The following is a 22557-nucleotide window of genomic DNA, read 5'->3' as shown; positions in this document are numbered from 1 at the left end:
CGCCCGTTCAGGCAAGCGCCACCGCGCCACGCATATCCCGCCGCAGCCCCCTGTCGTCGTAGGGAAGCACGCGATGCATCGTCCAGCGATTATCCCACGCGATCAGGTCGCCCGCGGCCCAGCGGTGCCGGAACAGGAATTCGGGGCGCGTCGCGAAATCGGCCAGTTGCCGAAACAGCGCCTGGCTTTCGTCGCGGCCCCACCCGATGACTCGTTCCATATAGGGCGGACTCAACCGTAGCGACCTGCGCCCGTCGGCGAGGGTCTGGACCAACGCGTGCCGCGCCCGGGGAAGATGCGGCCGCTCGTCGGCCGACACCGAAGGCACATCCGCGCCGAGGATCATATGCTCGAAACTATACTCGACCGACAATGTCTCTATTCTGCTCCGCAAATCCGGCGGAAGAGCGTCAAAGGCTGCCGCGAGGTCGGAAAACTCCGTGTCCCCGCACCCCGTTTCGATCGTTTCGGCGCGAAGCAGGACGGCCCGAATGTCGCGTTCGCGGTAGACACCGTCGCTGTGCCACAGCCAGTTGAGGCGCAACAGACGCGCTTTGTCGCTATCCGGTCGAAAAAGCGCGCCGTCCTCATCGAAATTGGCCGACCGGAAAATCCTCTTCGTACCGAAGGTCTGAATTTCCCCGAAAATCCCGGCCAGCGCGACATGCATGGCATCGTCGGCCATCAATCCCGGGAAGATCAAAACGCCGAACCGGCTGAGCGCATCATCCAGTCGTTCGCGGGCGCCCTCCTCCAGCAAGCTGGCCGGATCATCGGTCTGCACCAGGGCGCAGAATCCTTGCGGCCGCGGAACGACGTCGAACGGCATCAGACGATCTTGGCGAAGGCGGGATGGCGAAAGGGCGTTCCTTCGGGCTTGCCGGCAAGGATGCGGATCGGGTCGTCGCAAGCCTCGTCCGCCGCCAGCCGATCGACCTCGGCAATCCCCTGATCGGGGCGCGGGCAGCAGGTGACGTCGTCGCCGAACACCCGCAAGGATATCGTGCGCCTCCGCGCGCCGGCGGCGGTCGGCGCTCCGCCATGCAGGATCGCCGGGTGAAACAGCAATATGTCGCCCGGCTCCACCGCCCATCGAACGATTGGAAAAGCGCTCCGATCCGCTTCGATCTCGGGCAACGGCGGCCAGATGCCGTCCTCGAACATGGCGGCACGCTCGTCCTCCGCGTCGAAAGCGGTCGGATTATAGAGCGGTCCCCGATGCGACCCGCGAACGAATTCGAGTGAAGCACCCTCCGAAACCGGATCGAGGCTGATCCATGCGGTCGCCATATGATGACCCGCCATCGGCACGTAAGGCAAATCCTGATGCCAGGGCGTGCGCCGCGTCGCGCCGCCTTCCTTGCGCCAGACCTGCTCATAGAGCAGCCACAGATCCTTCGTGCCGAGCACGTCGGCGATCAGCGAGGCCAAGCCGCTTTCCATCGCGAAAGCGCGATAATGCGAAAGGGCTTCGGGGTTCGCATGATCCTGAAAGAACGAGCCTTCGACACCCGCCAGCACGTCCCCGGCATAGGGGCCGGGGTTGGCGATGCTCCAGTCGAACAGCCTCTCCGCGGCGTCATATTGCGCGCCGGACAGGGCAGCGGGAATGCGGACGACGCCATTCGCCACAAAGGCCGCGCGGGCGTGCTTCAACTCATCTGCCGTCATCCGTCCCTCCGCGCCTTCCCCTGCCCCATCGGTCCGCGGCGTCCCGAAGCAGTCCGCCATCCAACAGGGTTCGCTTTTCGTCCTGCACCGCAAGCGTCAGCGCCGCGGCCGGGCCCATGAAGCCGACCCACAGGTCGGGCGTCACGATCGACGGGTCGTCGGATATCCAGACGTCACGACCGCCCTTCCCGATCCGCATGAAATCCAGATTGGCGGCGAGGCGGCCGATCTTGCCCACAGCGAGCGTCCGGTGCCGCTCCATGGCCGAGACCATTTGCCAAAGCTCCAATTGCCCCGCCAGACCATGGCAATAAATTGGCGTGGCGATCGCCGGAAGCTCAGCCAGCGACGCGACGGCCCAATCGATTTCCTCCGTCAGTTCGTAATCCGCGCCGGGGCCCGCGAGCAGCGACCACAGGAAACCGGCCGTTCCGTGGCACCAATTGCCCGGGGCGTGGCACTGGTCGCTGTCCAGGCGCATTCGCATTCCCTGCTCATTCGCGGCGTCCATCTCGCGCCTCGCGAGCGCTTTCAACGTCGCCACCGAGAGGGCGGCGGCGTCATGGTCGCCGGTGCGCCTCGCCCAATAGCCGAGCGCCGCGGCGATACCGGCGCTCCCGTGCGCGCAGCCGAGAAAGTCGGAACCGCCGCCCTCTCCGGCACGCCAGACGGTCAAGCCATCGACCGTGGTCCTGCAATCTTCCAGCCTCCGCATCGCGACCCTGCCGAGATCGAGCGGCCAATCCTCCTCGATCAACTCGGACATCGCGGCGGCGGCGAACAGCGTCCCGGCGCTGCCCGAGAACAGGTCGAGTTCGCGGTCGTCCGCGGCGGCGGCGGCAAGGCGGGCACGCGAAGCCGCGCTATATTTATCCGTGCCGAGCGCGCGTCCGGCAGCCGCAAGCGCCAAAGCAACCCCGGCATTGCCCGTAAAAAGCCCGGCCGCCTGGCCTTCCGCGGGTCTCGCAGCAAGCCAGTCCGCCGCTCCGGCGATGTCGTCCCGGCAATCGGCATCGACCGCGCCGCCCGCCACCAACAGACCGATCAGGATCCCCGCGGCTCCGATATTGATCGCCTCGCATTCGAAATGGCGTTGGAAATGCGTATTGCGCCAGTAGCGCGCACCGCGATCCTCCATTCGAAAGTCCGCCGTTGCCGCAACCGCAGCCTCGATAGCCGGACGAAGGCGCGAAGCATCGGGCGATGCGTCGGATGTCTCGCCCGATGGCACGGCGTCCTCGCTCAGGGCCGCGAGGAGGTCGATGCTCGTCTCGGCCGACGGCCGCTCCATCGGGTCGTCGGCGGTCATCCGTTCCACGACATCGGCGGCCCGCCCCGCCCCTTCGCGGCGGAGAAGATCGGCAAGGAGCCCCGGCCGCGGCGCGAGCAGGCCGGGCGGAAAGCCGGTCGCGGCATGAAAGAGGCTGACGCCGAGAGCGTAAATATCCTGGGCAGGATGCGCGTGCACATCCTTCGCCGCCTCGGGGGGCATATAGGCGTCGGTGCCGCGCCCCGAAATGCGCGAGCCGGCGCGCTCTGCAAGCTCGAAATCGATGAGGGCGACAGACTCGTCGCGGGCGATCGCATTCTCCAGCTTCACATCGCCATGAACCCAGCCGCAGCGGTGCACCTCGGCCAGTGCGCGCGCCATCGACGGCATCAACCGCATACGCATCGGCCGCGGCAATTCCGAAAGGAGGCTGCCTTCGACATCCTCCATCGCGAGGCTCGCCATGCCACCGCCGCACCAGGCGATCGCGCGCGGCGCGCATCCCTGCTTTCCGCCGATTTCTTTGAGGGCATGAAATTCGCGCGCGATCCGCTCTTCGGCGCTGCCGTCGTCGGGGTAGCGGGTCTCGCCCGGCGCGCGCTGGCGAACGATCAGCGTCGCCCCGCTGTCGCGGTCGGCGGCGAAGAGCAATCGGCTATGCACCGTTTGCTTGATTTCTCCGAGAAGGACCAGGCGCAGGTCGCCGATCGCCATCTGCTTTCCGGCGACATCATCCCAGCCATCGGGCGCGAAGCCGGGAAGCGGCGGTTCGATCCCGGCCGGCGGCTTTCCCCCGATGATCCGTTCGTCCGCGACCAAATGGCCGCCGGGCAGTCGCACGGCGGCGTGAATGATCCCGCGGCTGTCGACGATCCGGCTGCGCGAATCGAACGCGCCGAACCGAAAAGCCACGGCCGAGCCGGGCCGAACATGCAAACTCGTCCGGATCGCCGGCGCGGCGCTCGCCGGCCACAGTCGGTCGACGGCGTGAATCGCCTCGCGTGCGCATGCGTCATCGGCAGGATAGAGGGTTGCGATCTTGCCGACCTGTTCGGCTCCGCCTTCCCCGGCATTGATCGCGGCGATCGCATCGAGCGAGGCCGGAAGCTTGAAGGGAACGCGCAGCTCCGCCAGCAGCGGCGTCAGCGTGCGGGCAAAGATCGCCGCTTCGCCGACCGCAACGGCGACATGCACCTTCCATCCCTGCGCGACATCTGCCGCGGCCGAGGGTGCGTGAAACTGCCAGCAACAGTTTCCGTCCCGCCATCGGCGCACGGTCCAGTCGTCACCGAGCTGTTCGCATAAAAAGGAAAGCGCTTCTTCATAATCATGAAGAAGCGCCGTCCGCCCCGACATTATCGGAGTCCTAGAGTGGGATCAGTGCCGCGTTGCCTGGCACGTATGCCAAGGGCAGCGATGCCCGGCGTGAAGATCATTGTCCGCGCTCACCGTCGCGGCAGCAGATACAGCTTTGAAATCGATATCGCCGCCAGCCAGCATCCGTTCTTTCACGATTTCGAACTCGCGGCGCATCACGTTCAAATTGGCCTGCATGTTACATTCCTCCAATTAGGGCGCGACCCGAAATCGAAAGATTTCGGTTGGATAATGTCAACTTGGGTTACAGGATGTCAAGCTCGATATCGCTTATGCTTTGGCCGGAGAAGAAATTTTGTCGGACATATTGGCGTCGCTGCCCTTCATGGACGCCGATTTCAAGGGTCGCAGCATCGACGCGGTCAGCCAGCTTGCAGCCACCAGAGGTCCCCTGTTAAAATTCGCACTTCCGTTCGGCGGCGAGGCCTGGCTGGTGACAGGCCATACACTTTCCAGCAGCCTCCTGACCGATCATCGGCTTTCCAAAATATCGCCGCTTCAGGAGCGAGCCGCCCCTGAAACGCATCGTCTGTACCGCCACCTGCTCGTAACCGATCCGCCCGAACATACGCGGCTTCGTCGCCAGCTTCGTCACGCCCTGGCGCATTGGACGAGCGCCAGGATCGAGGCTCTGGCGAGCGACATCATCGCTCGCCGTCTGGCAACCCTCGACCGCGACGCGACGCGCTTCGATCTTGTGTCCCATGTCACCATGCCCGCAGCTTTGGAGATCGCCTGTACGATCGTCGGTATTCCGCTCGACGACATGGCAAAGATAGACGCCTGGAACGACCGGCTGACGCGGTCGGATCTGGACGGAGCAGATCAGGCGGACGAAATTGCGGACGAAATCGAGGCCTATCTGACGGGGCTCGTCCAGAAGAATGCCGACCATGCGGGCGATGGTGCATTGGCAGCGCTTGGCAGAGCAGCGTCGCAAGGCGAACTGAACACGCACGAAGCAATGGCCCTTGCCTATCTCCTGCTCTCCGCCGGCTACGAAACGACGGGCCATCTGCTGTCGTCTGCGGTCTGGCTGCTGGCCGGCGATCGCGAAACCTGGCGGGCGGTGGCGGCGGATGACGATGCCGCCGTGCGCGCCATCGAGGAATGTTTGCGGTTCAACCCGTCGCTGGAGCTTTCGACACCGCGCTATGCGCGCGAAGACTTCGAAATGATCGACACCGCCATTCACAAGGGTGATATGATTTTCATCGCTCTCGGGGCTGCAAACCGCGACCCATCGATCTTCAGGACCGGTTCGCTTTTCGAATGTCCCCGCGCCGGGCTCGCCCAGCATCTTTCCTTCGGTCGCGGCCCCCATATCTGCCCGGGCGCGGGCATTGCACGCGTTGCTTCGCGGACCATCGTGCAGGAATTGGCGCGGCGCTTTCCTGATCTGGCACTTTCCACCGATCATGAACTCGAATGGATACCGGGCCTGGTGATGCGCGGTTTGCGCTCGCTACCCATTTTCGTCGGCGGTGAATAGCAAGCTCTTCCGACCCCTGCGCCGCACCATTCCCAAGACGAGGCCGACAGCGAGCGGAAAATACATTCCTGTCAAACAAGCATCTACCTATGCCGCATCGCAGCCATGAGGGAGAGGTTATGGTGGGCCCGGCAGGACTCGAACCCGCAACCTAGCCGTTATGAGCGGCCAGCTCTAACCATTGAGCTACAGGCCCCCATTTTCACGCACCCGGCGGGGGATGTAGGGGCGATAGCGGAGCATCGCGGCGATTGGCAAGCGGCTTGGATCAAACAGCCGGCGCTTTCCGTTCTGCCATCGCGAGGATGGCGGTAGCATCGGTCGCCTCGACCCCGCGCAGCGCCAGATGGTCCAGCACCATGTCCCACCAGCGATAAAAAAGATCGAGATCGGCGGCGCTTCGGACATAAGGCGTATTTCCGGGCTGCAGCGACGGCGAATGGAAAGAGAAATTGAGCACGGGCAACGCCCGGTCCAGCGCGATGTCGATCGCGCGGCACGCATGCTCCGCGGGGATGCCCTCGGGCGTCAGCGCGATCCGTTCGACCAGCCCGAGCCGCGCCAACGCCGCCCGTATACGCGTGCCGTCGCGGGTGATACGATGATAGAGCCGCTTGCCCTTCAGCCCCATAAGGCCGCCAAAGACGGTCGTCACCGGCACCTCGAGCACCGCGCCATGCGCCGTCGGCACCCACCAGGGTTTGAGCGGTGCGGTACGATAATCCGGGCCGTGTCCGCCGCGATAGTCAAAACCGGAGCGCACCGACGTATCGCATCGGAAGCCAAGCTCGGCGAGCATCGCGGCGGTTTCGGTCCCCAGGCCGTACCGCCCGGCCCGATAGACCGTGGGGACCACGCCGAACCGGTCACGGATCGCGTCGCGCAGTGCCGTCATCTTGGCGCGCTGCAAAGCCGGCGGCAGATTGCCGGTATAGCTGTTGCGCTCGTTCACCGGCTCGTCGTGCGGCGGCGTGACCCAGGGATGGAGTTGCGCGCCGATCTCGCAGCGCCCCCGCGCCTGCGCGTCGCCCAATATGGCGACCGCGCGATCGTCCGCGACGATCGGCCAGTCGACCAGATAGATGGGCTTCACCCCCGCGCGCTCGAAATAGCTCTGGCATTCGGCGAGCGCGGGGACCGAATCGAGCCGGTATCCAGTGCGCGCGAACGGCGCCGACCAGTCGAAATCCTCCTCGGTGTCGCACGTCACCCAGAAGCGCGGTCGTTCGCCGCCTTCGAGACCGATAAGCCCCGCATCCGCCGGATACGTCAGGAAACTGCCCGCAGGCTGCACCTTTTCCCCTTCCGCCCCTGAAGCCCGCACGCGGGCTACCCCCAAGCCCGTCCCGCGGGCTATTCGCCCTGCTGAACGCCGAGCTCGGTCCTTGGGTTGGCCGAGGGCAGATGCAAGGTCAAGGCGTTATGCCCGATATCGAGATGTCCCCCTGCCCCGCGCGCGAGGCTGTCGACGAGGCGCAACGAAAAGCCGAGGCTCAGAATCGCCGCGCCGGGGGCTTCGCCTTCGGGGCTGAACCCGGGGTCGAGCAGGTCGGCGGCGGTCGCGAAACGGATCGCGAGCGGACGGACGACGCGCAATTGCAGCGTATCGTCCTGCGCCGCTTCGACCACGAGTTGCCCGGTCAGCACCGATCCGGGTTCCGAAATATCGACGAGCGCGGTCAGCAGCCGCCCGATCATGCGCCGCGAATTGGCGTCGCCGACCTGCGCGACGAACGGCCCGCCGACCCGCGAGATGCTGAGGCCGACCTGCTGATCGGCAAGGATCGCACCCAAATCCATCTCGACCTGCGTCATTACAACGCCAAGGTCGGCCGTCTCGCCCGGCGGCAGCGGCACCTGCGGCCCGGTGGCACGGGTCGCGGTGTCGAGATCCTCGATGATCGCCTGGATCGCAGCCGCGTCCGCGACGATCGCTTCCGCCATCGCGCGATAGGAAGCGCTGACCGGCCCGAACATCTGGCCCGAGATGATCTGGGCGAACCCCGAAATCGCGTTGAGCGGGCTGCGCAGCTCGTGAATCAGCTGGCGGATGGAATCGCCCGATTCCTCGGCCGCCGGACGTCCATAAGGCATTTCGCTCGGCTGTGGACGGCGCGCACTGCCGCGATAGCCGCGGAACTGCCCCGTTGCCGAATCGAACCAGGGTACGGCTGAAAAGCGCCACTCACCGGCGTCGGTCGCCGCACCTTCGAGAACCATGCGGGCGTTGACGATTTCCGCGCGCTGGCGAAAGGCGCCCGCCGCCGCGCCATCGGCACCCGGCTCCCCGCCGAGGGCGGATTCGGCGATCGACAGGCCGATCGCTGCGCCGCGCGTGATCCCGTCGACCCAGCGAATCAGCCCGTCGGGGCCCGCCTCGAACAGGAAGCCGGTGCTGGCCTTGCGCGCCGCGGGTTGCGCCCGCGCCGACTGGAAACGGTCGATACGGCGGACGAGTTCGCTGATCTGGCTCGGCGCGCTGTCCGCAGCCGTCAACGGCTCGTCGGCCCGCGACTCGACGGCCGCCGAAGCCGGCTGCGGCAGCGCGACCGACCCCGCGCCCAGACTTTCGAGCGCGCGCCGGACATCGCCGGGCAGATCGTCGCGCCCGGCGAGAATCGAGCGCGCGGTCGCGGCGGTGGCGGGAAGCAGCGCAAGCCAGTCGGCCCCCGTCAGCCGCGCGCGCTGGAGCATCGCCGCCGACACCGCGGGCACGTCATTGGCATAGAAAGCGACGAGCGGCGCGAAGCGGCCGTGACGCGCGATCGCCGCGGCGCAATCACGGCGTATCTTTTCGGGAACCTGCGGCCGCAATATGGCAAGCGCATGAAAGGCGCGCCGGACATCCTCATCGGATAGTTGATTACCGCGCTGCGCGAGAATATCGGAGATTTGGCGCCACGCCGCGATGCGCGCACGCGGATCGCCCGGCGCCTGGCGCAAGATGGTCGCGATCATCGAGTCAGCAGTCACGCGAAGCCGGTCCCACACCCTGTTCGTTGGTTAGCGTATGCTTAGCGGCTAGCGTGAATCACCCGGTCATGAAAGTGCCTTAACCATCCGCGTCACATTGTGGGACAATTGCAATCGGCTGAAATAATATTATGGTCACCGCAGTTTTAGAAAGCGGATGTTTCAATGATGGCAAGCCAGAAATTCGATCAGATCGACTTGCAGATACTCGCCGAGCTGCAGAAAAACGGGCGGATGACCAATGTCGAGCTGGCCCAGATGGTCGGGCTGACGGCGCCGCCCTGCCTGCGCCGGGTGCGCGCGCTGGAGGAGTCGGGCGTCATCCGCTCCTATCACGCCGACCTCGACGCCGCGAAGCTCGGCTATGGCATCACCGTCTTTGCGATGGTGAGCCTGCGTAGCCAGGCCGAGTCCGACCTCAAATCCTTCGAGGATTATGTCGGCCAGCTTCCCGAAGTGCGCGAATGCTATATGCTGAATGGTGAGATCGACTTCCTGCTCAAGGTCGTCGCGCGCGACCTGCAAAGCTTCCAGTCCTTCCTGACCGCGCACCTGACTTCGGCGCCCAATGTCACGAGCGTGAAGACCTCGCTGACGATCCGCACCGCCAAGCAGCTTTCGGGGATTCCCGTCGAAACCTGACCGCGATACGATCGGGCAGAAAAAAGGGCGCCTTTCCATGGAAAGGCGCCCTTTTCGTTAAAGGACCGCGCGATCAGTTGGCGGGGGCGGGAGCGGCCGGTGCCGCGGGAGCCGCCTTGGGCTGGGCATGAACGGTCCACAGCTTGGCAAGGCGCGCCCGGTTTCCCTGCACCTTGGCGAAGCTTGCGGTCGCCGCATCCGCCTGACCGGCCAGCGCCTGCGCGACGCCCAGGCGATATTGCGCAACCGGATCGGTCGCCGCGATCGCTTCATAAATCGGAATCGCCTTCGCGACCTCACCGATACCGACAAGCGCGTCGGCGGTGCTGCGCGCAACCTTGGGATTGGAGGTCAGCCCCGGCTTGCCCGCGTCGGCGATCAGCCCCGCCCGATCGGCGTTGGCGCGCTCGGTCTGCGACGCGAGGAGCGGACCAAAGCGCGCGTCGGTCTTTGGGAACACATTCTTGGCCAGGCCCTCGTTGATCACCGCAACGACTTCGCCCGGAAAGCCGGCGTCGGTGGCGAGCGCCGTATATTCCAGATACTCGCCGCGGTCAGTCATCGCGCCCGTGGCGCGCATCAGGCGCAGGATGTCGAGGTTCAGGTCCTTGTCGCCGCCGACCTGCTGGAGCAGGATGTAGAGCGTGTTGCGCCAGATTTCCGGCTGCGGATAATCGCGCACGCGCAGCGTCAAAATGTCGAGCAGATCATCGGTCCGCTTCGCGGCCTGAAGCGCCTTGGCGGGGCGGACATAGAGGTCTTCGGGCGCGGGCCGACCCGCGGCATGGGCCGCTTCGATCCCGGCTTTCGCGATGGCAAGCCCCTGATCGACCTGACCGGCGTTCAAATAGCTGTCCATCAGCAGGGTCGGCAGCGCTTCCTCCGCCGATCCAGCAGCCTTGGCCGCTTCGAAACGCTTGATCGCCTTCGGATAATCCTTCTTCACATAAGCGAAACGGCCCGAATAGAAATTATAGAGGCCCGCGTCCGCGGCGGGGACGAAACCCGAATCGAGCGCCGTGTCGAGCCCCTGCTCCTGCAGCGCCTCGTCCTTGTTCAGGATGCCGAGTTGCAGCGTGTAGAAGCCCAAGAAATATTTGTCGTCGTTGCTGCTCGCAACGCTCTGTCCTTCGGTCACCGCCGCCTGGAGCGCCGCCGCATCCTTCTTCTTGGCGGCATCTTGCATCTTCTTGCCGGCGGGCTCGAAGGCCTTGCTCGGGCTGAGCGACGGCCCCTTCGCCGCCTCTTCCTTCTTCGGCTTTTCCTTCGCCGCCGCGGGGGCGGTCATCGCCATCATCGAGCAGCCGAGAATAGCCGCCATCGCCGTTGCGGACATCGGGCGGAAACGGGTGAACATCAAAATCTCTCCTCAGAAACGGCCGACTTGCCTTAAGACAAGCGGGGGCCAGCCGCAGTTCAGAACGCGGCTAGACCCGTAGCGTTGCCAAGGCAAGACGGCCGGGATCGATATTTCCATTGGCGGCGGGCGGCTGAACCGGAATTGAACCCGCCGATGCAGGCGCGCTTATGCGATGCTCTCGATCGCCGCGTTGATATCGCGCAGGACGGCCGGATCGCCCGGCACGCCGTCCATCGCCGCTTCGGCAAGCTGAATCAACGGGATGATGCCGAATGTCGCGGCCAGGCTTTTCAAGCGTTCGGCGGCGGCATGCCAGTTCGCGTCGCAGCGCGACCGGCGCATCAGGTCGGCAAGCTCGCGCGCGCCCGAAACGAAGCTTGCGCGCAACTCATGCGCCGCGGCCGGATCGTCGCCAACCGCCGCGCTGATGTACCGATCGAGGGGTCCGCTATCGAACGACATTCCACAGCCTTGGCAGATCGTGGTTAAGTTTCCGTTCCATGGCCGGCATTTGATGCTAAGATGGCGGGATGACGGGGGAAAAGAAGATCGTCGGATTGTGGCGGGATGCCGCGGCAAAGCCGGAATCGAACGGTGCGGACGAAGCTGCCCCGGCAGACGTCGCGGCGCCCGAATCCGCGCCTGAGCCCGAAGCCGCCGCATCCGTGGAGCGGGATTGGCTCGATATGTCGGCGCTCGCCGAAACCGAAGAGGATGACGGTTCCGGCGCGGCGGAAACGCCCGCGGCCTTCCGCGACCGCGCCGCTCCCATCCTGCTGATAGGCGTCGGGCTGGGCTGGACGATCTTCGCACTCGCCGCCGCGACGGCTGGTTTTTCGCGTGCACCCGCGCTGACCGACTGGCCCGCGCTCGTCGCGACGGTCGCGATGCCGCTGACTCTGCTCGCGGTGCTGTGGATGGCGCTGCTGCGCTCGGGCCGATCCGAACAGGCGCGGTTCGCACGCGCGGCCAAGGCGCTTCGCGACGAAAATCACGCGCTCAACGATTCGATGCGCGCGCTGGCGGCACATCTCGCCGACGCGCAGCGGCAACTCGCCGAACAGGCGCGCAGCGTTCAGCAACTCGGTCTCGATACGGTGACCCGGCTCACCGAAAGCAGCGACAAGCTCGCAACCAATGCGTCGGTCATCGCCAATGCGCACGACCAGCTCGCGCGGTCGGGCGATGTCGCGATGCAGCGGATGGACGGGCTGCTCGCCGGGCTACCGCGAATCGACGATGTCGCGCAGCGGCTCGCGGTCAATTTCCGCGAGGCGGGACTGGTCGCGCACCAGCAGGGCGCGAATCTCGAAGCCCGGCTCGCCGCGCTGTCCGAGGAGGCCGTCAAGGCCAGGGATGCCGGTGCGGCATCGGCCGCCAGCCTGCACGAGGCGATCGGCGCGTTGCAGCAGCAGGCGAAGGATGCCGAAGCGGGACTGGTCGAGGCGTCCGCGCACGTCACCGAAGCCCATGACGTCGCCTTCGCCCGCATGACACAGGCGGCCGCGACCGCGCGCGACGATCTCCAATCGACGATCGCCACGGTGACCGCCCGAATGGACGATAGCTGGCGCCAATTCCGCGACGGCGTCGATACCGCCGCGACCCAGCTCGATGCGCGCCTCGCCGCCGCCCGCGCCGCGGGCGAGGCGATCGGGGCGGATCTGGCCGCGCATGGCGAAGCGAGCGAAGCGCTCGCCGCGCGGATCAAGACGCATGTCGCCGACGTCGGCCAGCAGCTCGAGCTTCTCGACGTCAGCGTTTCGGCGAGCACCGGCGTGATCGGCCGCGCGATCGACGGCACCAAGGACCAGCTCGCCGCCTTCATGGCGGAAGTGCAGACCGGCAACGGCTCGGCGCACCAGCTCATCACCCAGGCCGAATCACTGCTGCTCGCGCTCGACGCGGTGACGCGCGAACTCGACGAAACGCTCCCGCGCTCGCTCGATCGCATGGCCTCGCACGGCAAGACGACGCAGACGACGCTCGCCGAGCTCAAACCGATGCTCGAAGCGTCGGAACTGGTGGCGCAGTCGGCGCTGTCGCACGTCAGCGCGGTCAAATCGACCTTGCAGGCGAGCGAAGACAAGATGGCGGCGCACGCCGAAAGCCAGCAGGCGCTCGCCGATCGCGTCAACGCATCGCTCGCCGAGGCCGATGCCGCGCTCGCGCGGCTGCGCAGCGGCGCCGACGACTTCGCCGAACAGGGCGGCGCGCGGATGATCGCCACACTCGGCGAGGTCCGCACGACCGCCGATGCGGCGGCCGAGGAAGCGCGCCGGACGCTGGAGAATCTCGTCGCCGGCGCGCGCGAGGCGATGCAGGCGACCGCGAGCGAAGCGATCGACGCCGCCTTCAAGTCGGAGATCATGGCGCAGCTCACCGCGATCGAGGACGCCTCGCAGCGCGCGGTCGAGGCCGCGAACGGCGCCGCCGACCGGCTGATGCGCCAGCTCATCACCATCATGGACACCAGCGCCAGCGTCGAGCAGCGCGCGATCGAGGCCGAACAGGCGATCGCCGCATCGGACCGCGATTCGCTCGCGAAGCAGGTCGGGGTGCTGACCGAAGCGCTCAAATCGACCGCGATCGACATGACCAAAATCCTGTCGAGCGAGGTCAGCGACACCGCGTGGGACGCCTATCTGAAGGGCGATCGCGGCGTCTTCTCGCGCCGCGCGGTCAAGCTGGTCGAGAATAGCGAGGCCAAGGAAATCCTGCGCCTCTATCAGAATGACGACGGCTTCCACGCGTCGGTGAACCAGTTCATCCACGATTTCGAAGCGATGCTGCGCCTGCTGATCGGCGCGCGCGACGGCTCGGCGATCAGCGTCACCCTGCTGTCGTCGGACATCGGCAAGCTCTATGTCGCGCTGGCGCAGGCGATCGACCGGCTGCGGAACTGATCGGGTTTCCGCAATGGCGGGTTTCGACCGATTGCGGACAAGATATCCTCCCCGGCACGGGGAGGGGGACCACCGAAGATGGTGGAGGGGCAGGTGCGTCACGGCGCGCCTTGTCTCGACCGAAGCGTAAATCGAGGGCGCCCCTCCACCATGCTTCGCATGGTCCCCCTCCCCGTGCCGGGGAGGATCAGCGACGGCCGCTCCAACCCCAAAGCAGGCATCGCCTTCAAATAGGCCTTTCCTACATTATCCGGCTGTGCGAGCTTTCGTCCGGCTCCTTCATTAGTGGATAAAGGCGGTCGCGGTCCAGCTTGCGGCACGGCCACGGCGAGGCGTGCCATGTGCCGCGGAGCCCCTATCGGGGCGATCCAATAGGCTGAACTTTCCTGAACTTTGGAACTGTCACGCGATCCTTGCGTCGGCCGGCCCCCCGGATCAGGCCCGCCCGCTCAGCACATCGGGATCGGCCCAGCCCTGCAAATAACCGATATAAAAGATCACGAAGCCGATCGTCGCGACGACCGTCATCTGCAGCAGGATGCGCCCTGGACGAAAACGCGCGGGGGCGCCCGGTTCCTGCCCTTTGACCAGCGGCACCGCATCGTCTTCCGTCCGGCGGCCGTGGAAGGGCAGCACGAAGAAGGCGCTGAACGCCCAGAAGAGCGTGTAGATCGCGAGGGCCGAGGTCCATTTCATCGCTCAGATATCCATAATCAGCACGTCGGTGATCGGCTTCTTGCCGGTCCAGTCGGTCGCAACGCGGCGGACGCCGAGGCGGATCGCTTCCTTGAGTGCGTCGCGGTCGCGCGCTTTTCCGGTCGCGGCCTGTTCGGCCGCTTCGTTCAATTCCTCGATGAAGGTCTCACGGTCGTCCTCGACGGGCACGCCGCGATAATGGATGGCGCTCTCGACGAACTTGCCGCCCGACAGCACCACCGCGACCGAAATCTGCCCGTTCAGCGCCAGCTTGCGCCGCTCGTTGATCGTCTCGCCATCGGCGGGAAGGATCACGTCGCCGTCGAGGAGCAGCCGCCCCGACCGCACCCGCTCGACGATCCGCGCCGGGCCGGGCGCGAGGCGGACGAGATCGCCGTTTTCCTGCACCAGCGCGTCGGGCACGCCCTTTTCGAGCGCGAAGCGCGCCTGTTCGTGCATGTGGCGGATTTCGCCGTGCACCGGCACGATCAGCTTCGGCCGCAGCCAGCCGTAGAGCGCGGCGAGCTCGGGCTGGCCCGGATGGCCGCTGACGTGGATATGCGCCTGCTTCTCGGTGACGGTCAGCACGTCCTTCGCGGCGAGCTGGTTCATGATCCGCCCGATCGCGACCTCGTTCCCCGGAATCTGCTTCGAGGAGAAGACGACGGTATCGCCCGCCTCGAGCTTGATCTGGTGGACGTCGCCCGCCATGCGCGCGAGCGCGGCGCGCGGTTCGCCCTGCCCGCCGGTCGCGATGACCATCAGCTTGTCGCGGGGCAGCCGCATCGCCTCGTCGAAATCGACCGTCGGTGGAAAATCCTTGAGATATCCGACCGACCGCGCGACGCCGAGGATACGGTCGAGCGAACGCCCGGCAACGCACAGGGTGCGCCCCGTCGCCTTCGCTACCGCGCCCAAGGTTGCGAGCCGCGCGGCGTTGGAGGCGAAGGTGGTGACGACCACCCTGCCCTTCGCCGCGCCGACCGCGTGCATCAGCCCGTCGCGGACGCTGCCTTCGCTCCCCGACGCCTCGGCGTTGAAGGCGTTGGTCGAATCACAGACGAGGACGTCGACGCCCTCGTCGCCGACCGCGGTCAGCGCCGCCGCGGTCGCGGGCGCGCCGAGGATCGGCTCCTCGTCGAGTTTCCAGTCGCCGGTGTGAAAGATGCGGCCATAGGGCGTGTCGATCACCGCCGCGCTCATCTCCAGGATCGAATGCGCAAGCGGAACGAGGCGGATGCCGAAGGGGCCGATCTGGAACTGCGCGTCGATGTCGACGACCCGGATCTCGACCTCTTTCTCCAGCCCCTCTTCGGCGAGCTTGTGCGCGATCAGCCCCGCAGTGAAGCGGTTGGCGTAGAGCGGCACGCCAAGGTCGGCGGCGAGATAGGGGATAGCGCCGATATGATCCTCGTGCCCATGAGTGAGCACGATGCCGAGCAGGTCCTTCTTGCGGTCCTCGATGAACTCGAGGTCGGGCATGACGATGTCGATGCCCGGATAATCGGCGCTGCCGAAGGTCACGCCCAGGTCGAGCATGATCCATTTGCCGTCGCAGCCATAGAGATTGGCGTTCATGCCGATCTCACCCGATCCGCCGAGCGCGAGGAAAAGCAGCTCCTTGCCGGGGGTGGTCATGCGCTCATATTCCTTTGATGATAGAGGTGCATCAGCCCGTTCAGCGTCAGGTCGGGCTCGATACGATCGAACAGATGCGCTTGCTCCTGAAACAGGGTCGCGAGGCCGCCGGTCGCGATCACGGTCAGCGGTTTGGCGATTTCGGCCTTCATCCGCGCGATCAAGCCCTCCATCATCGCCACATAGCCCCAATAGACGCCGATCAGCATCTGGCTTTCGGTGGTGCGGCCGATGACGCTGGGCGTCGGCGGCGCTTCGATCGCAATACGCGGTAGCTTGGCCGCAGCGGCGACGAGCGCTTCGAGCGAGAGATTGACCCCCGGCGCGATGATGCCGCCCAGATAGGCGCCCTCGGGCCCGATATGGTCGAGCGTCGTCGCGGTGCCGAAGCTGATGACGAGCTTGTCCTGGCCCGGCGCGACCGCCTGCGCCGAAATCGCGTTGACCGCACGGTCGGCACCGACCGACTGCGGCTCGTCGACCTTGAGCGCGATGCCCCAGCTCACCGGCTCGCGCCCGGCGACGAGCGCGTCGACGCCGAAATATTTGTGCGCCAGCAGTTGCAGATTGTGCAGCGCGCGCGGCACCACGGTCGAGATGATGACGGCATCGACCTCGTCACGGTCGTGCCCCTCGATGCGCATGAGCTGATCGAGCCAGACCATATATTCGTCGGCGGTCCGGCGGTCGTCGGTCGCGATGCGCCAGCGCGCGAGCAGTTCGGTTTCCCGGAACAGCGCGAATTTGGCGTTGGTGTTGCCGACATCGATCGCGAGCAGCACGGCTATTCCCCCTTTTCGACCGGACGGCGCAGCTCGACGTCGCCCGCGTGGATCAGCATGACCTCCCCGTCGGCGCGGCGCAAGCGCAGCGCGCCGTCGGGCGCGAGCCCGTCGAAGGTGCCGTCGATGCCCTGTTCGGCCACGCGGAGCGGCGTCCCGACCGGATGCCCAAGCGGCAGCCAGGCGCGCACGATGCTTTCGACACCCTCCTGCCGCCAGCTCCACAGCGCATCGAGCAGCGCGACCGCCAGCGCCTCGGCGAAGCGGTCGCGGTCGATCGCGATACCGGCCCCAGCAAAGGAAAAGGTTGCGCGATCGGGCAGCTCGGGCGCCGAGGCGAGGTTGACCCCGATCCCGATCACCACGGCATTGCCGCTGCGTTCGAGCAATATGCCCGAACATTTCGCGCCATCGACGAGCAGGTCGTTCGGCCATTTGAGCTGAAGCGGAACCGAGGGCGCGAAGATCGTCACCACCTTCGCCAGCGCGACCGCGACGACCAGCGCTAGCGTCGCGGGCGACGGATCGCCCGCGGTCAAGTGAACGACGGTCGAGCCCATGAAATTGCCCTGCCCGTCGCCCCACGGCCGCCCGAGCCGCCCGCGCCCGGCGGTCTGGCGGTCGGCGACGAGCCAGTGCCCCTCGCCGACATGCTCGCCGCCCGCCAGCCGCGCCAGCAGGTCGGCGTTGGTCGAACCTGTCTGCGCGATCCGCTCGATCGGCGGGATCAGAACAGCACCGAAGCGGCGCTCGCCGCGGTCGCCGCTAGCATCGGGATGAAGAGATAGCCGATCACCGACAGCCACAGCGCGCTGACGCCGATCACCGCCCCCTCGACCCGCGATCCGCCATTGCGGATCACCGTCTCGGGCTCCTCGTCGAAGTACATCGTCTTGATGATCGCGATATAATAGAAGGCGCCGATCACCGATACGACGACCCCGGCGACCGCCAGCGGCACAAGCCCGGCGTTTACCGCGGCCTCGAACACCAGATACTTCGGCCAGAAACCGAACAGCGGCGGGATGGCGGCAAGGCTGAACAGGAACACCGCCATCGCCGCGGCGAGCCCCGGCTGGCGCTTCGACAGGCCGGCATAGGCGGGAATGCTCTCGACCATCCGCCCATCAGCATCGCGGAGCTGCATGACGAACAGGAAGGCGCCGATCGTCGTGACGACATAGACGAGCAGATAGGTCAGCACTGCCTCGACCCCCTGCTGCGTTCCCGCGGCGAGGCCGATCAGCATGAAGCCGACGTTGTTGATCGACGAATAGGCAAGCAGGCGCTTGATATTCTTCTGCCCGATCGCGCCGACCGCGCCGAGGATGATCGAGGCGAGCGACAGGAAGATGATGATCTGCTGCCACGCCGCGAGCGCCGGTCCCGCCGGCCCCATCGCGTCGATCAGGACGCGCGTCAGCAGCATCATCGCCGCGACCTTGGGCGCGCTGGCGAAGAAGGTCGTCACCGGGGTCGGCGCGCCTTCATAGACGTCGGGGGTCCACATATGGAACGGCACCGCGCTGATCTTGAACGCCAGCCCCGCGACGACGAAGACGATGCCGAACAGCAGGCCGATATTGACTCCGCCCGCCATCGCGGTGGCAACCCCGGCGAAATCGGTCGTGCCCGAAAAGCCGTAGAGCAGCGAAATGCCGAACAGGAGAATGCCCGAGGCGAGCGCGCCGAGGACGAAATATTTGAGCCCCGCCTCGCTCGACCGATCATCACCCCGCATGAAGCTGGCGAGCACATAGGAGGCAAGGCTGTTGAGCTCGAGCCCGACATAGAGCGTCATCAGGTCGCGCGACGAGGCCATGATACCCATGCCGAGCGCCGCGAAGACGATCAGCGCCGAATATTCGGCGCGCATCGCGTCGCCGAAATAGCGCGGCGCGATCGCGATGCAGACGAAGCTCGCGGCATAGATGAGCAGCTTGGCGAACCCGCCGAAGCCGTCGACCGCGAGCGTGCCCGAAAAGACCGAAGCCTGGGTGCCGAACAGCGCCGCGACCGCGACCGCGGCGGCGGCGAGCGTCAGCAGCGCCGCGAGCTGATAGAGCCCGACCTGCCGATCGCCCGCGAAGGCGCCGAGCATCAGCGTGATCAGCCCGCCGATCGTCAGGATCAGCTCGGGCCAGACGAGTGCGAGATCGGCGGTCATTGGACGCCTCCCGCATGATGCGCTTCGCCTTTGGCGTTTCCGTGCGCCGGAGCGGCCGCCTTGGGCTTGCCCGCGGCAAGATGCGCGTCGCCCGCGGGCTTCGCCGGGGCGAGCCGCGCGACCACCGTGGTCACGTCGCCGCGCATCGGCGCGAGAAAGCTTTCGGGATAGACGCCCATCCACACCGCGACCGCGGCGAGCGGCACGAAGATCGCCCATTCGCGGGGATTGAGGTCGGGCATGGCCTTCACATCGTCCTTGGTCAATTCGCCGAACACGACGCGGCGATAGAGATAGAGCATGTAAGCGGCACCGAGGATGATGCCGGTGGTGCAGACGAACGCCGCCCAGCTCGACGCTTCATAGATGCCGGCGAGGCTCAGGAATTCGCCGACGAAGCCGCTGGTGCCCGGCAGGCCGATCGACGCCATGGTGAACAGCATGAAGAACAGCGCATAGGCCGGCATGTTCACCGCAAGTCCGCCGTAGCGGCTGATTTCGCGCGTGTGCAGCCGGTCATAGATCACGCCGACGCAGAAGAAGAGCGCGGCCGAGACGACGCCATGGCTGAGCATGATGATCAGCGCGCCCTCGATCCCCTGCTGGTTAAAGGCATAGAGGCCAGCGGTGACGATCGCCATATGCGCGACCGACGAATAAGCGATCAGCTTCTTCATGTCGCTCTGCACCAGCGCGACGAGGCTGGTATAAACGACCGCGACCATCGACAGCGCGAAGACGAGCCACATGAACTGAGCCGAGGCGTCGGGGAACATCGGCATCATGAAGCGCAGGAAGCCGTAAGACCCCATCTTCAGCAGCACGCCCGCCAGGATCATCGAGCCCGCGGTCGGCGCCTGAACGTGCGCATCGGGAAGCCAGGTGTGGACCGGCCACATCGGCATCTTGACCGCCATGCTCGCGAAGAAGGCGAGCCACAGCCAGGTCTGCATCTCCGGCGGGAAATTATAGTTCAACAGGACCGGAATCTCGGTCGTCCCCGCCTCGCGGATCATCGCGATCATCGCGACGAGCATCAGCACCGACCCGAGCAGCGTGTAGAGAAAGAATTTGAACGCCGCATAGATGCGGTTCTGGCCGCCCCAGATGCCGATGATCAGATACATCGGGATCAGCACGCCCTCGAAGAAGATGTAGAAGAGCAGCAGATCCTGCGCCGCGAAGACGCCGATCATGATGACTTCCATGACGAGGAACATCGCCATGTAGAGGCCGACGCGCTGCTTGATCGATTCCCAGCTCGCGAGGATGCAGAGCGGCATCAGGAAGGTGCTGAGCACGATCAGCATCATGGCGACGCCGTCGACGCCAAGCGCCCACTGGAAACGGCCGAACAGGTCGGCGCGTTCGACGAACTGCCATTGCGCGCCGCCGATGTCGAAATTCGCCCACAGCATGATGCCGAGTGCGAAATCGACGAGCGTCGCGCCGAGCGCGATCATGCGCGCGGGCTTCGCCTCGACGAACAGACAGGCGATGGCGGCGATCGCGGGGATCGCCAGCATCAGCGACAGGATGGGAAGGCCGCTCACAGGAATTTCACCATGGCCCAGCTGGCGAGGCCGACGAGACCGAGCAGCATCACGAACGCATATCCATAAACATAACCCGATTGCAGCCGGACCGCGAGCCGCGTGCCCCCCTGGACGAGCGCCGCGACGCCATCAGGACCGAAGCGGTCGATGGTGCCTTCATCCCCGCGCTTCCAGAAGAAGCGGCCGATCGCGAAGGCGGGCTTCACGAACAGGACGTTGTAGAGCTCGTCGAAATACCATTTGTTGTACAGGAACTGGTGCAGCAGCCTGAACTGCGCCACGAACTTCGCCGGCAGGCTGGTGTCGCGGATGTAATTGTTCCACGCAATCACCAGACCGATCGCCATCGCGGTGAACGGCATCCACTTGATCCAGGTCGGCACCTGATGCGCCGCGTGCATCAGATGCTCGTCGAAGAAGAGGCTGCCCTTCCAGAAGGCGAGCCCGCCCTCGGGATCGATGAACTGGTAGTGGAAGACGAAGCCCGCGAACACCGCGCCGAGCGACAAGACGCCGAGCGGGATCAGCATCGAGAGCGGGCTTTCGTGCGGATGATAGCCCGCGGTGCCGTCACCGTGCGCGTCGTGATGATGCGCGTGGGCGTGGTCGTCATGACTATGCTCATGATCGTCATGCACCGCGTGCTGGATATGCTCGCTCTGGTCCCAGCGCGGCTTGCCGTGGAAGGTCAGGAAGACGAGGCGCCACGAATAGAAGCTGGTGAGCAGCGCCGCGAAGGTGCCGACCCAGAAAGCGACCTGACCGCCACCACCCGCGGCATAGGCCGCCTCGAGGATGCCGTCCTTCGAATAGAAGCCCGCAAAACCCGCGACGCCCGCGATGCCGACGCCGGTGATCGCCAGCGTCCCCGCCATCATCGCCCAGTAAGTGAGCGGAATGTGCTTACGGAGAGCGCCATAATAGCGCATGTCCTGCTCATGGTGCATCGCATGGATCACCGAACCTGCGCCGAGGAACAGCAGCGCCTTGAAGAAGGCGTGCGTGAAAAGGTGGAACATCGCCGCACCATAGGCGCCGACACCCGCCGCGAAGAACATGTAGCCAAGCTGCGAACAGGTCGAATAGGCGATGACGCGCTTGATGTCCCATTGCGTCGTGCCGACCGTCGCGGCGAAGAAGCAGGTCGCTGCGCCGACGAAGGTCACGACGCCCGCCGCGACCGGCGCGGCCTCGAACATCGGCGACAGGCGGCAGACCATGAAGACGCCCGCGGTGACCATCGTCGCGGCGTGGATCAGCGCCGACACCGGGGTCGGGCCCTCCATCGCGTCGGGCAGCCAGGTGTGCAGCCCAAGCTGCGCCGACTTGCCCATCGCGCCGATGAACAGCAGCAGGCAAAGCACGGTCATCGTGTCGAAGCGGTGGCCGAGGAAGCCGATCGTCGACCCCGCCATGCCCGGTGCGGCGGCCAGGATCTCGGGGATCGAGACGGTGCCGAACACCAGGAAGGTGCCGAAAATGCCGAGCATGAAGCCGAGGTCGCCGACGCGGTTGACGACGAACGCCTTGATCGCGGCGGCATTGGCGCTCGGCTTCTTGTACCAGAAACCGATGAGCAGATAGGATGCGAGGCCGACGCCTTCCCAGCCGAAGAACATCTGGACCAGATTGTTCGCGGTCACGAGCATCAGCATCGCGAAGGTGAAGAGCGACAGATAAGCGAAGAAGCGCGGCTGATCCGGGTCCTCGCTCATATAGCCCCAGCTATAGAGGTGGACGAGCGCCGACACCGTCGTGATGACGACGAGCATCACCGCGGTCAGCGTGTCGACGCGCAGTTCCCAGTTGAACTGGAGCGCGCCCGATGAAACCCAGTGGAGCACCGGCGTCACGCCCGCTTCGCCCGTTCCCGCGACGAACGACAGGAAGATCGGCCAGCTCAGCGCGCAGCTCAGGAACAGCGCGCCCGTGGTGATGATCTTCGACGGCGCATTGCCGATGACGCGCTGGCCGAGGCCAGCGACGATCGCCGCGAGCAGCGGCAGGAAAACGATCGCCTGAATCAC

At 65.8% G+C, this 22557-nt stretch carries 18 protein-coding genes and 1 tRNA gene; 3 read left to right on the top strand and 16 right to left on the bottom strand.

Going from position 1 to position 22557, the window contains the following annotated elements:
• Nucleotides 1-7 precede the first annotated feature (7 nt).
• The 4 genes from VHO04_RS12330 to VHO04_RS12315 are packed head-to-tail and all read right to left on the bottom strand — an operon-like array spanning nucleotide 8 to nucleotide 4495.
• Nucleotides 8-829 (bottom strand): TauD/TfdA family dioxygenase, encoded by an 822-nt coding sequence (locus VHO04_RS12330; protein ID WP_329628551.1) that lies wholly within the window; start codon nucleotides 827-829, stop codon nucleotides 8-10.
• Entirely contained in the window at nucleotides 829-1671 is an 843-nt protein-coding gene (locus tag VHO04_RS12325) for a phytanoyl-CoA dioxygenase family protein (protein ID WP_329628550.1), read from the bottom strand. The genes VHO04_RS12330 and VHO04_RS12325 overlap by 1 nt, the downstream gene beginning before the upstream one ends.
• Entirely contained in the window at nucleotides 1658-4297 is a 2640-nt protein-coding gene (locus VHO04_RS12320) for a lanthionine synthetase LanC family protein (protein WP_329628549.1), read from the bottom strand. Before VHO04_RS12320 ends, VHO04_RS12325 begins: the two co-directional genes overlap by 14 nt.
• 21 nt (nucleotides 4298-4318) lie before the next feature.
• Nucleotides 4319-4495 (bottom strand): hypothetical protein, encoded by a 177-nt coding sequence (locus VHO04_RS12315; RefSeq protein WP_257550217.1) that lies wholly within the window; start codon nucleotides 4493-4495, stop codon nucleotides 4319-4321.
• Nucleotides 4496-4643: 148 nt separating this feature from the next.
• Between VHO04_RS12315 and VHO04_RS12310 the strand changes: the two genes are divergently transcribed.
• On the top strand, nucleotides 4644-5810 hold the full coding sequence (locus VHO04_RS12310; RefSeq protein WP_329628548.1) for a cytochrome P450: 1167 nt from the start codon (nucleotides 4644-4646) through the stop codon (nucleotides 5808-5810).
• A 120-nt stretch (nucleotides 5811-5930) separates the two neighbouring features.
• Here the strand turns inward: VHO04_RS12310 and VHO04_RS12305 are convergent.
• The 3 genes from VHO04_RS12305 to VHO04_RS12295 form a co-directional block, all read right to left on the bottom strand.
• Nucleotides 5931-6006: transfer RNA gene (locus tag VHO04_RS12305), tRNA-Ile, on the bottom strand.
• A 72-nt stretch (nucleotides 6007-6078) separates the two neighbouring features.
• Nucleotides 6079-7104: a polysaccharide deacetylase family protein gene (locus VHO04_RS12300; RefSeq protein WP_329628547.1), complete on the bottom strand. Its 1026-nt coding sequence runs from the start codon at nucleotides 7102-7104 to the stop codon at nucleotides 6079-6081.
• Between the two features lie 59 nt (nucleotides 7105-7163).
• Nucleotides 7164-8783: a histidine kinase dimerization/phospho-acceptor domain-containing protein gene (locus VHO04_RS12295; RefSeq protein ID WP_329628546.1), complete on the bottom strand. Its 1620-nt coding sequence runs from the start codon at nucleotides 8781-8783 to the stop codon at nucleotides 7164-7166.
• A 168-nt stretch (nucleotides 8784-8951) separates the two neighbouring features.
• Here VHO04_RS12295 and VHO04_RS12290 point away from each other — a divergent pair, with 168 nt between their 5' ends.
• Nucleotides 8952-9425, top strand: coding sequence for an Lrp/AsnC family transcriptional regulator (locus VHO04_RS12290; RefSeq protein WP_297664689.1), 474 nt, complete (start codon nucleotides 8952-8954; stop codon nucleotides 9423-9425).
• 73 nt (nucleotides 9426-9498) lie between these two features.
• Here VHO04_RS12290 and VHO04_RS12285 read toward each other — a convergent pair whose 3' ends face one another.
• Together VHO04_RS12285 and VHO04_RS12280 are read right to left on the bottom strand one after the other, a co-directional pair.
• The gene (locus VHO04_RS12285; RefSeq protein WP_329628545.1) at nucleotides 9499-10782 is read right to left on the bottom strand and encodes a tetratricopeptide repeat protein; all 1284 of its coding nucleotides are present in this window, start codon (nucleotides 10780-10782) and stop codon (nucleotides 9499-9501) included.
• A 168-nt stretch (nucleotides 10783-10950) separates the two neighbouring features.
• Complete coding sequence (locus VHO04_RS12280; RefSeq protein WP_329628544.1) at nucleotides 10951-11247, bottom strand: Hpt domain-containing protein; 297 nt, start codon at nucleotides 11245-11247, stop codon at nucleotides 10951-10953.
• Between the two features lie 68 nt (nucleotides 11248-11315).
• On the opposite strand from VHO04_RS12280, the gene VHO04_RS12275 reads away from it, so the two are divergent.
• Nucleotides 11316-13691: a hypothetical protein gene (locus VHO04_RS12275; protein WP_329628543.1), complete on the top strand. Its 2376-nt coding sequence runs from the start codon at nucleotides 11316-11318 to the stop codon at nucleotides 13689-13691.
• Between the two features lie 435 nt (nucleotides 13692-14126).
• Here VHO04_RS12275 and VHO04_RS12270 read toward each other — a convergent pair whose 3' ends face one another.
• From VHO04_RS12270 to nuoL, 7 genes are read right to left on the bottom strand one after another with little or no spacing between them, the layout of a single operon-like run.
• On the bottom strand, nucleotides 14127-14387 hold the full coding sequence (locus VHO04_RS12270) for a DUF1467 family protein (protein WP_329628542.1): 261 nt from the start codon (nucleotides 14385-14387) through the stop codon (nucleotides 14127-14129).
• Nucleotides 14388-14390: 3 nt separating this feature from the next.
• Nucleotides 14391-16025 carry a ribonuclease J gene (locus VHO04_RS12265; RefSeq protein WP_329628541.1) on the bottom strand — a complete coding sequence of 545 codons (1635 nt, stop codon included), beginning with the start codon at nucleotides 16023-16025 and terminating at the stop codon, nucleotides 14391-14393.
• Complete coding sequence (locus VHO04_RS12260) at nucleotides 16022-16807, bottom strand: type III pantothenate kinase (RefSeq protein ID WP_329628540.1); 786 nt, start codon at nucleotides 16805-16807, stop codon at nucleotides 16022-16024. The genes VHO04_RS12265 and VHO04_RS12260 overlap by 4 nt, the downstream gene beginning before the upstream one ends.
• A gap of 2 nt (nucleotides 16808-16809) precedes the next feature.
• Nucleotides 16810-17613 (bottom strand): biotin--[acetyl-CoA-carboxylase] ligase, encoded by an 804-nt coding sequence (locus VHO04_RS12255; RefSeq protein WP_329628539.1) that lies wholly within the window; start codon nucleotides 17611-17613, stop codon nucleotides 16810-16812.
• Nucleotides 17535-18974, bottom strand: a complete 1440-nt coding sequence (gene nuoN, locus VHO04_RS12250; protein WP_329628538.1) for an NADH-quinone oxidoreductase subunit NuoN — start codon at nucleotides 18972-18974, stop codon at nucleotides 17535-17537. The genes VHO04_RS12255 and nuoN overlap by 79 nt, the downstream gene beginning before the upstream one ends.
• On the bottom strand, nucleotides 18971-20527 hold the full coding sequence (locus tag VHO04_RS12245; RefSeq protein WP_329628537.1) for an NADH-quinone oxidoreductase subunit M: 1557 nt from the start codon (nucleotides 20525-20527) through the stop codon (nucleotides 18971-18973). Before VHO04_RS12245 ends, nuoN begins: the two co-directional genes overlap by 4 nt.
• Nucleotides 20524-22557, bottom strand: coding sequence for an NADH-quinone oxidoreductase subunit L (gene nuoL, locus VHO04_RS12240; protein ID WP_329628536.1), 2034 nt, complete (start codon nucleotides 22555-22557; stop codon nucleotides 20524-20526). Before nuoL ends, VHO04_RS12245 begins: the two co-directional genes overlap by 4 nt.

Origin of the sequence: Sphingopyxis sp. (assembly GCF_036261875.1) — a bacterium.
Classification (GTDB): Bacteria; Pseudomonadota; Alphaproteobacteria; order Sphingomonadales; family Sphingomonadaceae; genus Sphingopyxis.
Note: the sequence above shows the minus strand (reverse complement) of the source record. Positions and strands in the feature narration are given on the sequence as shown.

Bases quoted from the DNA above. Each gene is read 5' to 3' on its own strand.
- VHO04_RS12330 (WP_329628551.1), bottom strand. From the start codon at position 829: ATGCCGTTCGACGTCGTTCCGCGGCCGCAAGGATTCTGCGCCCTGGTG.
- VHO04_RS12325 (WP_329628550.1), bottom strand. From the start codon at position 1,671: ATGACGGCAGATGAGTTGAAGCACGCCCGCGCGGCCTTTGTGGCGAAT.
- VHO04_RS12320 (WP_329628549.1), bottom strand. From the start codon at position 4,297: ATGTCGGGGCGGACGGCGCTTCTTCATGATTATGAAGAAGCGCTTTCC.
- VHO04_RS12315 (WP_257550217.1), bottom strand. From the start codon at position 4,495: ATGCAGGCCAATTTGAACGTGATGCGCCGCGAGTTCGAAATCGTGAAA.
- VHO04_RS12310 (WP_329628548.1), top strand. From the start codon at position 4,644: ATGGACGCCGATTTCAAGGGTCGCAGCATCGACGCGGTCAGCCAGCTT.
- VHO04_RS12290 (WP_297664689.1), top strand. From the start codon at position 8,952: ATGGCAAGCCAGAAATTCGATCAGATCGACTTGCAGATACTCGCCGAG.
- VHO04_RS12285 (WP_329628545.1), bottom strand. From the start codon at position 10,782: ATGTTCACCCGTTTCCGCCCGATGTCCGCAACGGCGATGGCGGCTATT.
- VHO04_RS12280 (WP_329628544.1), bottom strand. From the start codon at position 11,247: ATGTCGTTCGATAGCGGACCCCTCGATCGGTACATCAGCGCGGCGGTT.
- VHO04_RS12275 (WP_329628543.1), top strand. From the start codon at position 11,316: ATGACGGGGGAAAAGAAGATCGTCGGATTGTGGCGGGATGCCGCGGCA.
- VHO04_RS12270 (WP_329628542.1), bottom strand. From the start codon at position 14,387: ATGAAATGGACCTCGGCCCTCGCGATCTACACGCTCTTCTGGGCGTTC.
- VHO04_RS12265 (WP_329628541.1), bottom strand. From the start codon at position 16,025: ATGACCACCCCCGGCAAGGAGCTGCTTTTCCTCGCGCTCGGCGGATCG.
- nuoN (WP_329628538.1), bottom strand. From the start codon at position 18,974: ATGACCGCCGATCTCGCACTCGTCTGGCCCGAGCTGATCCTGACGATC.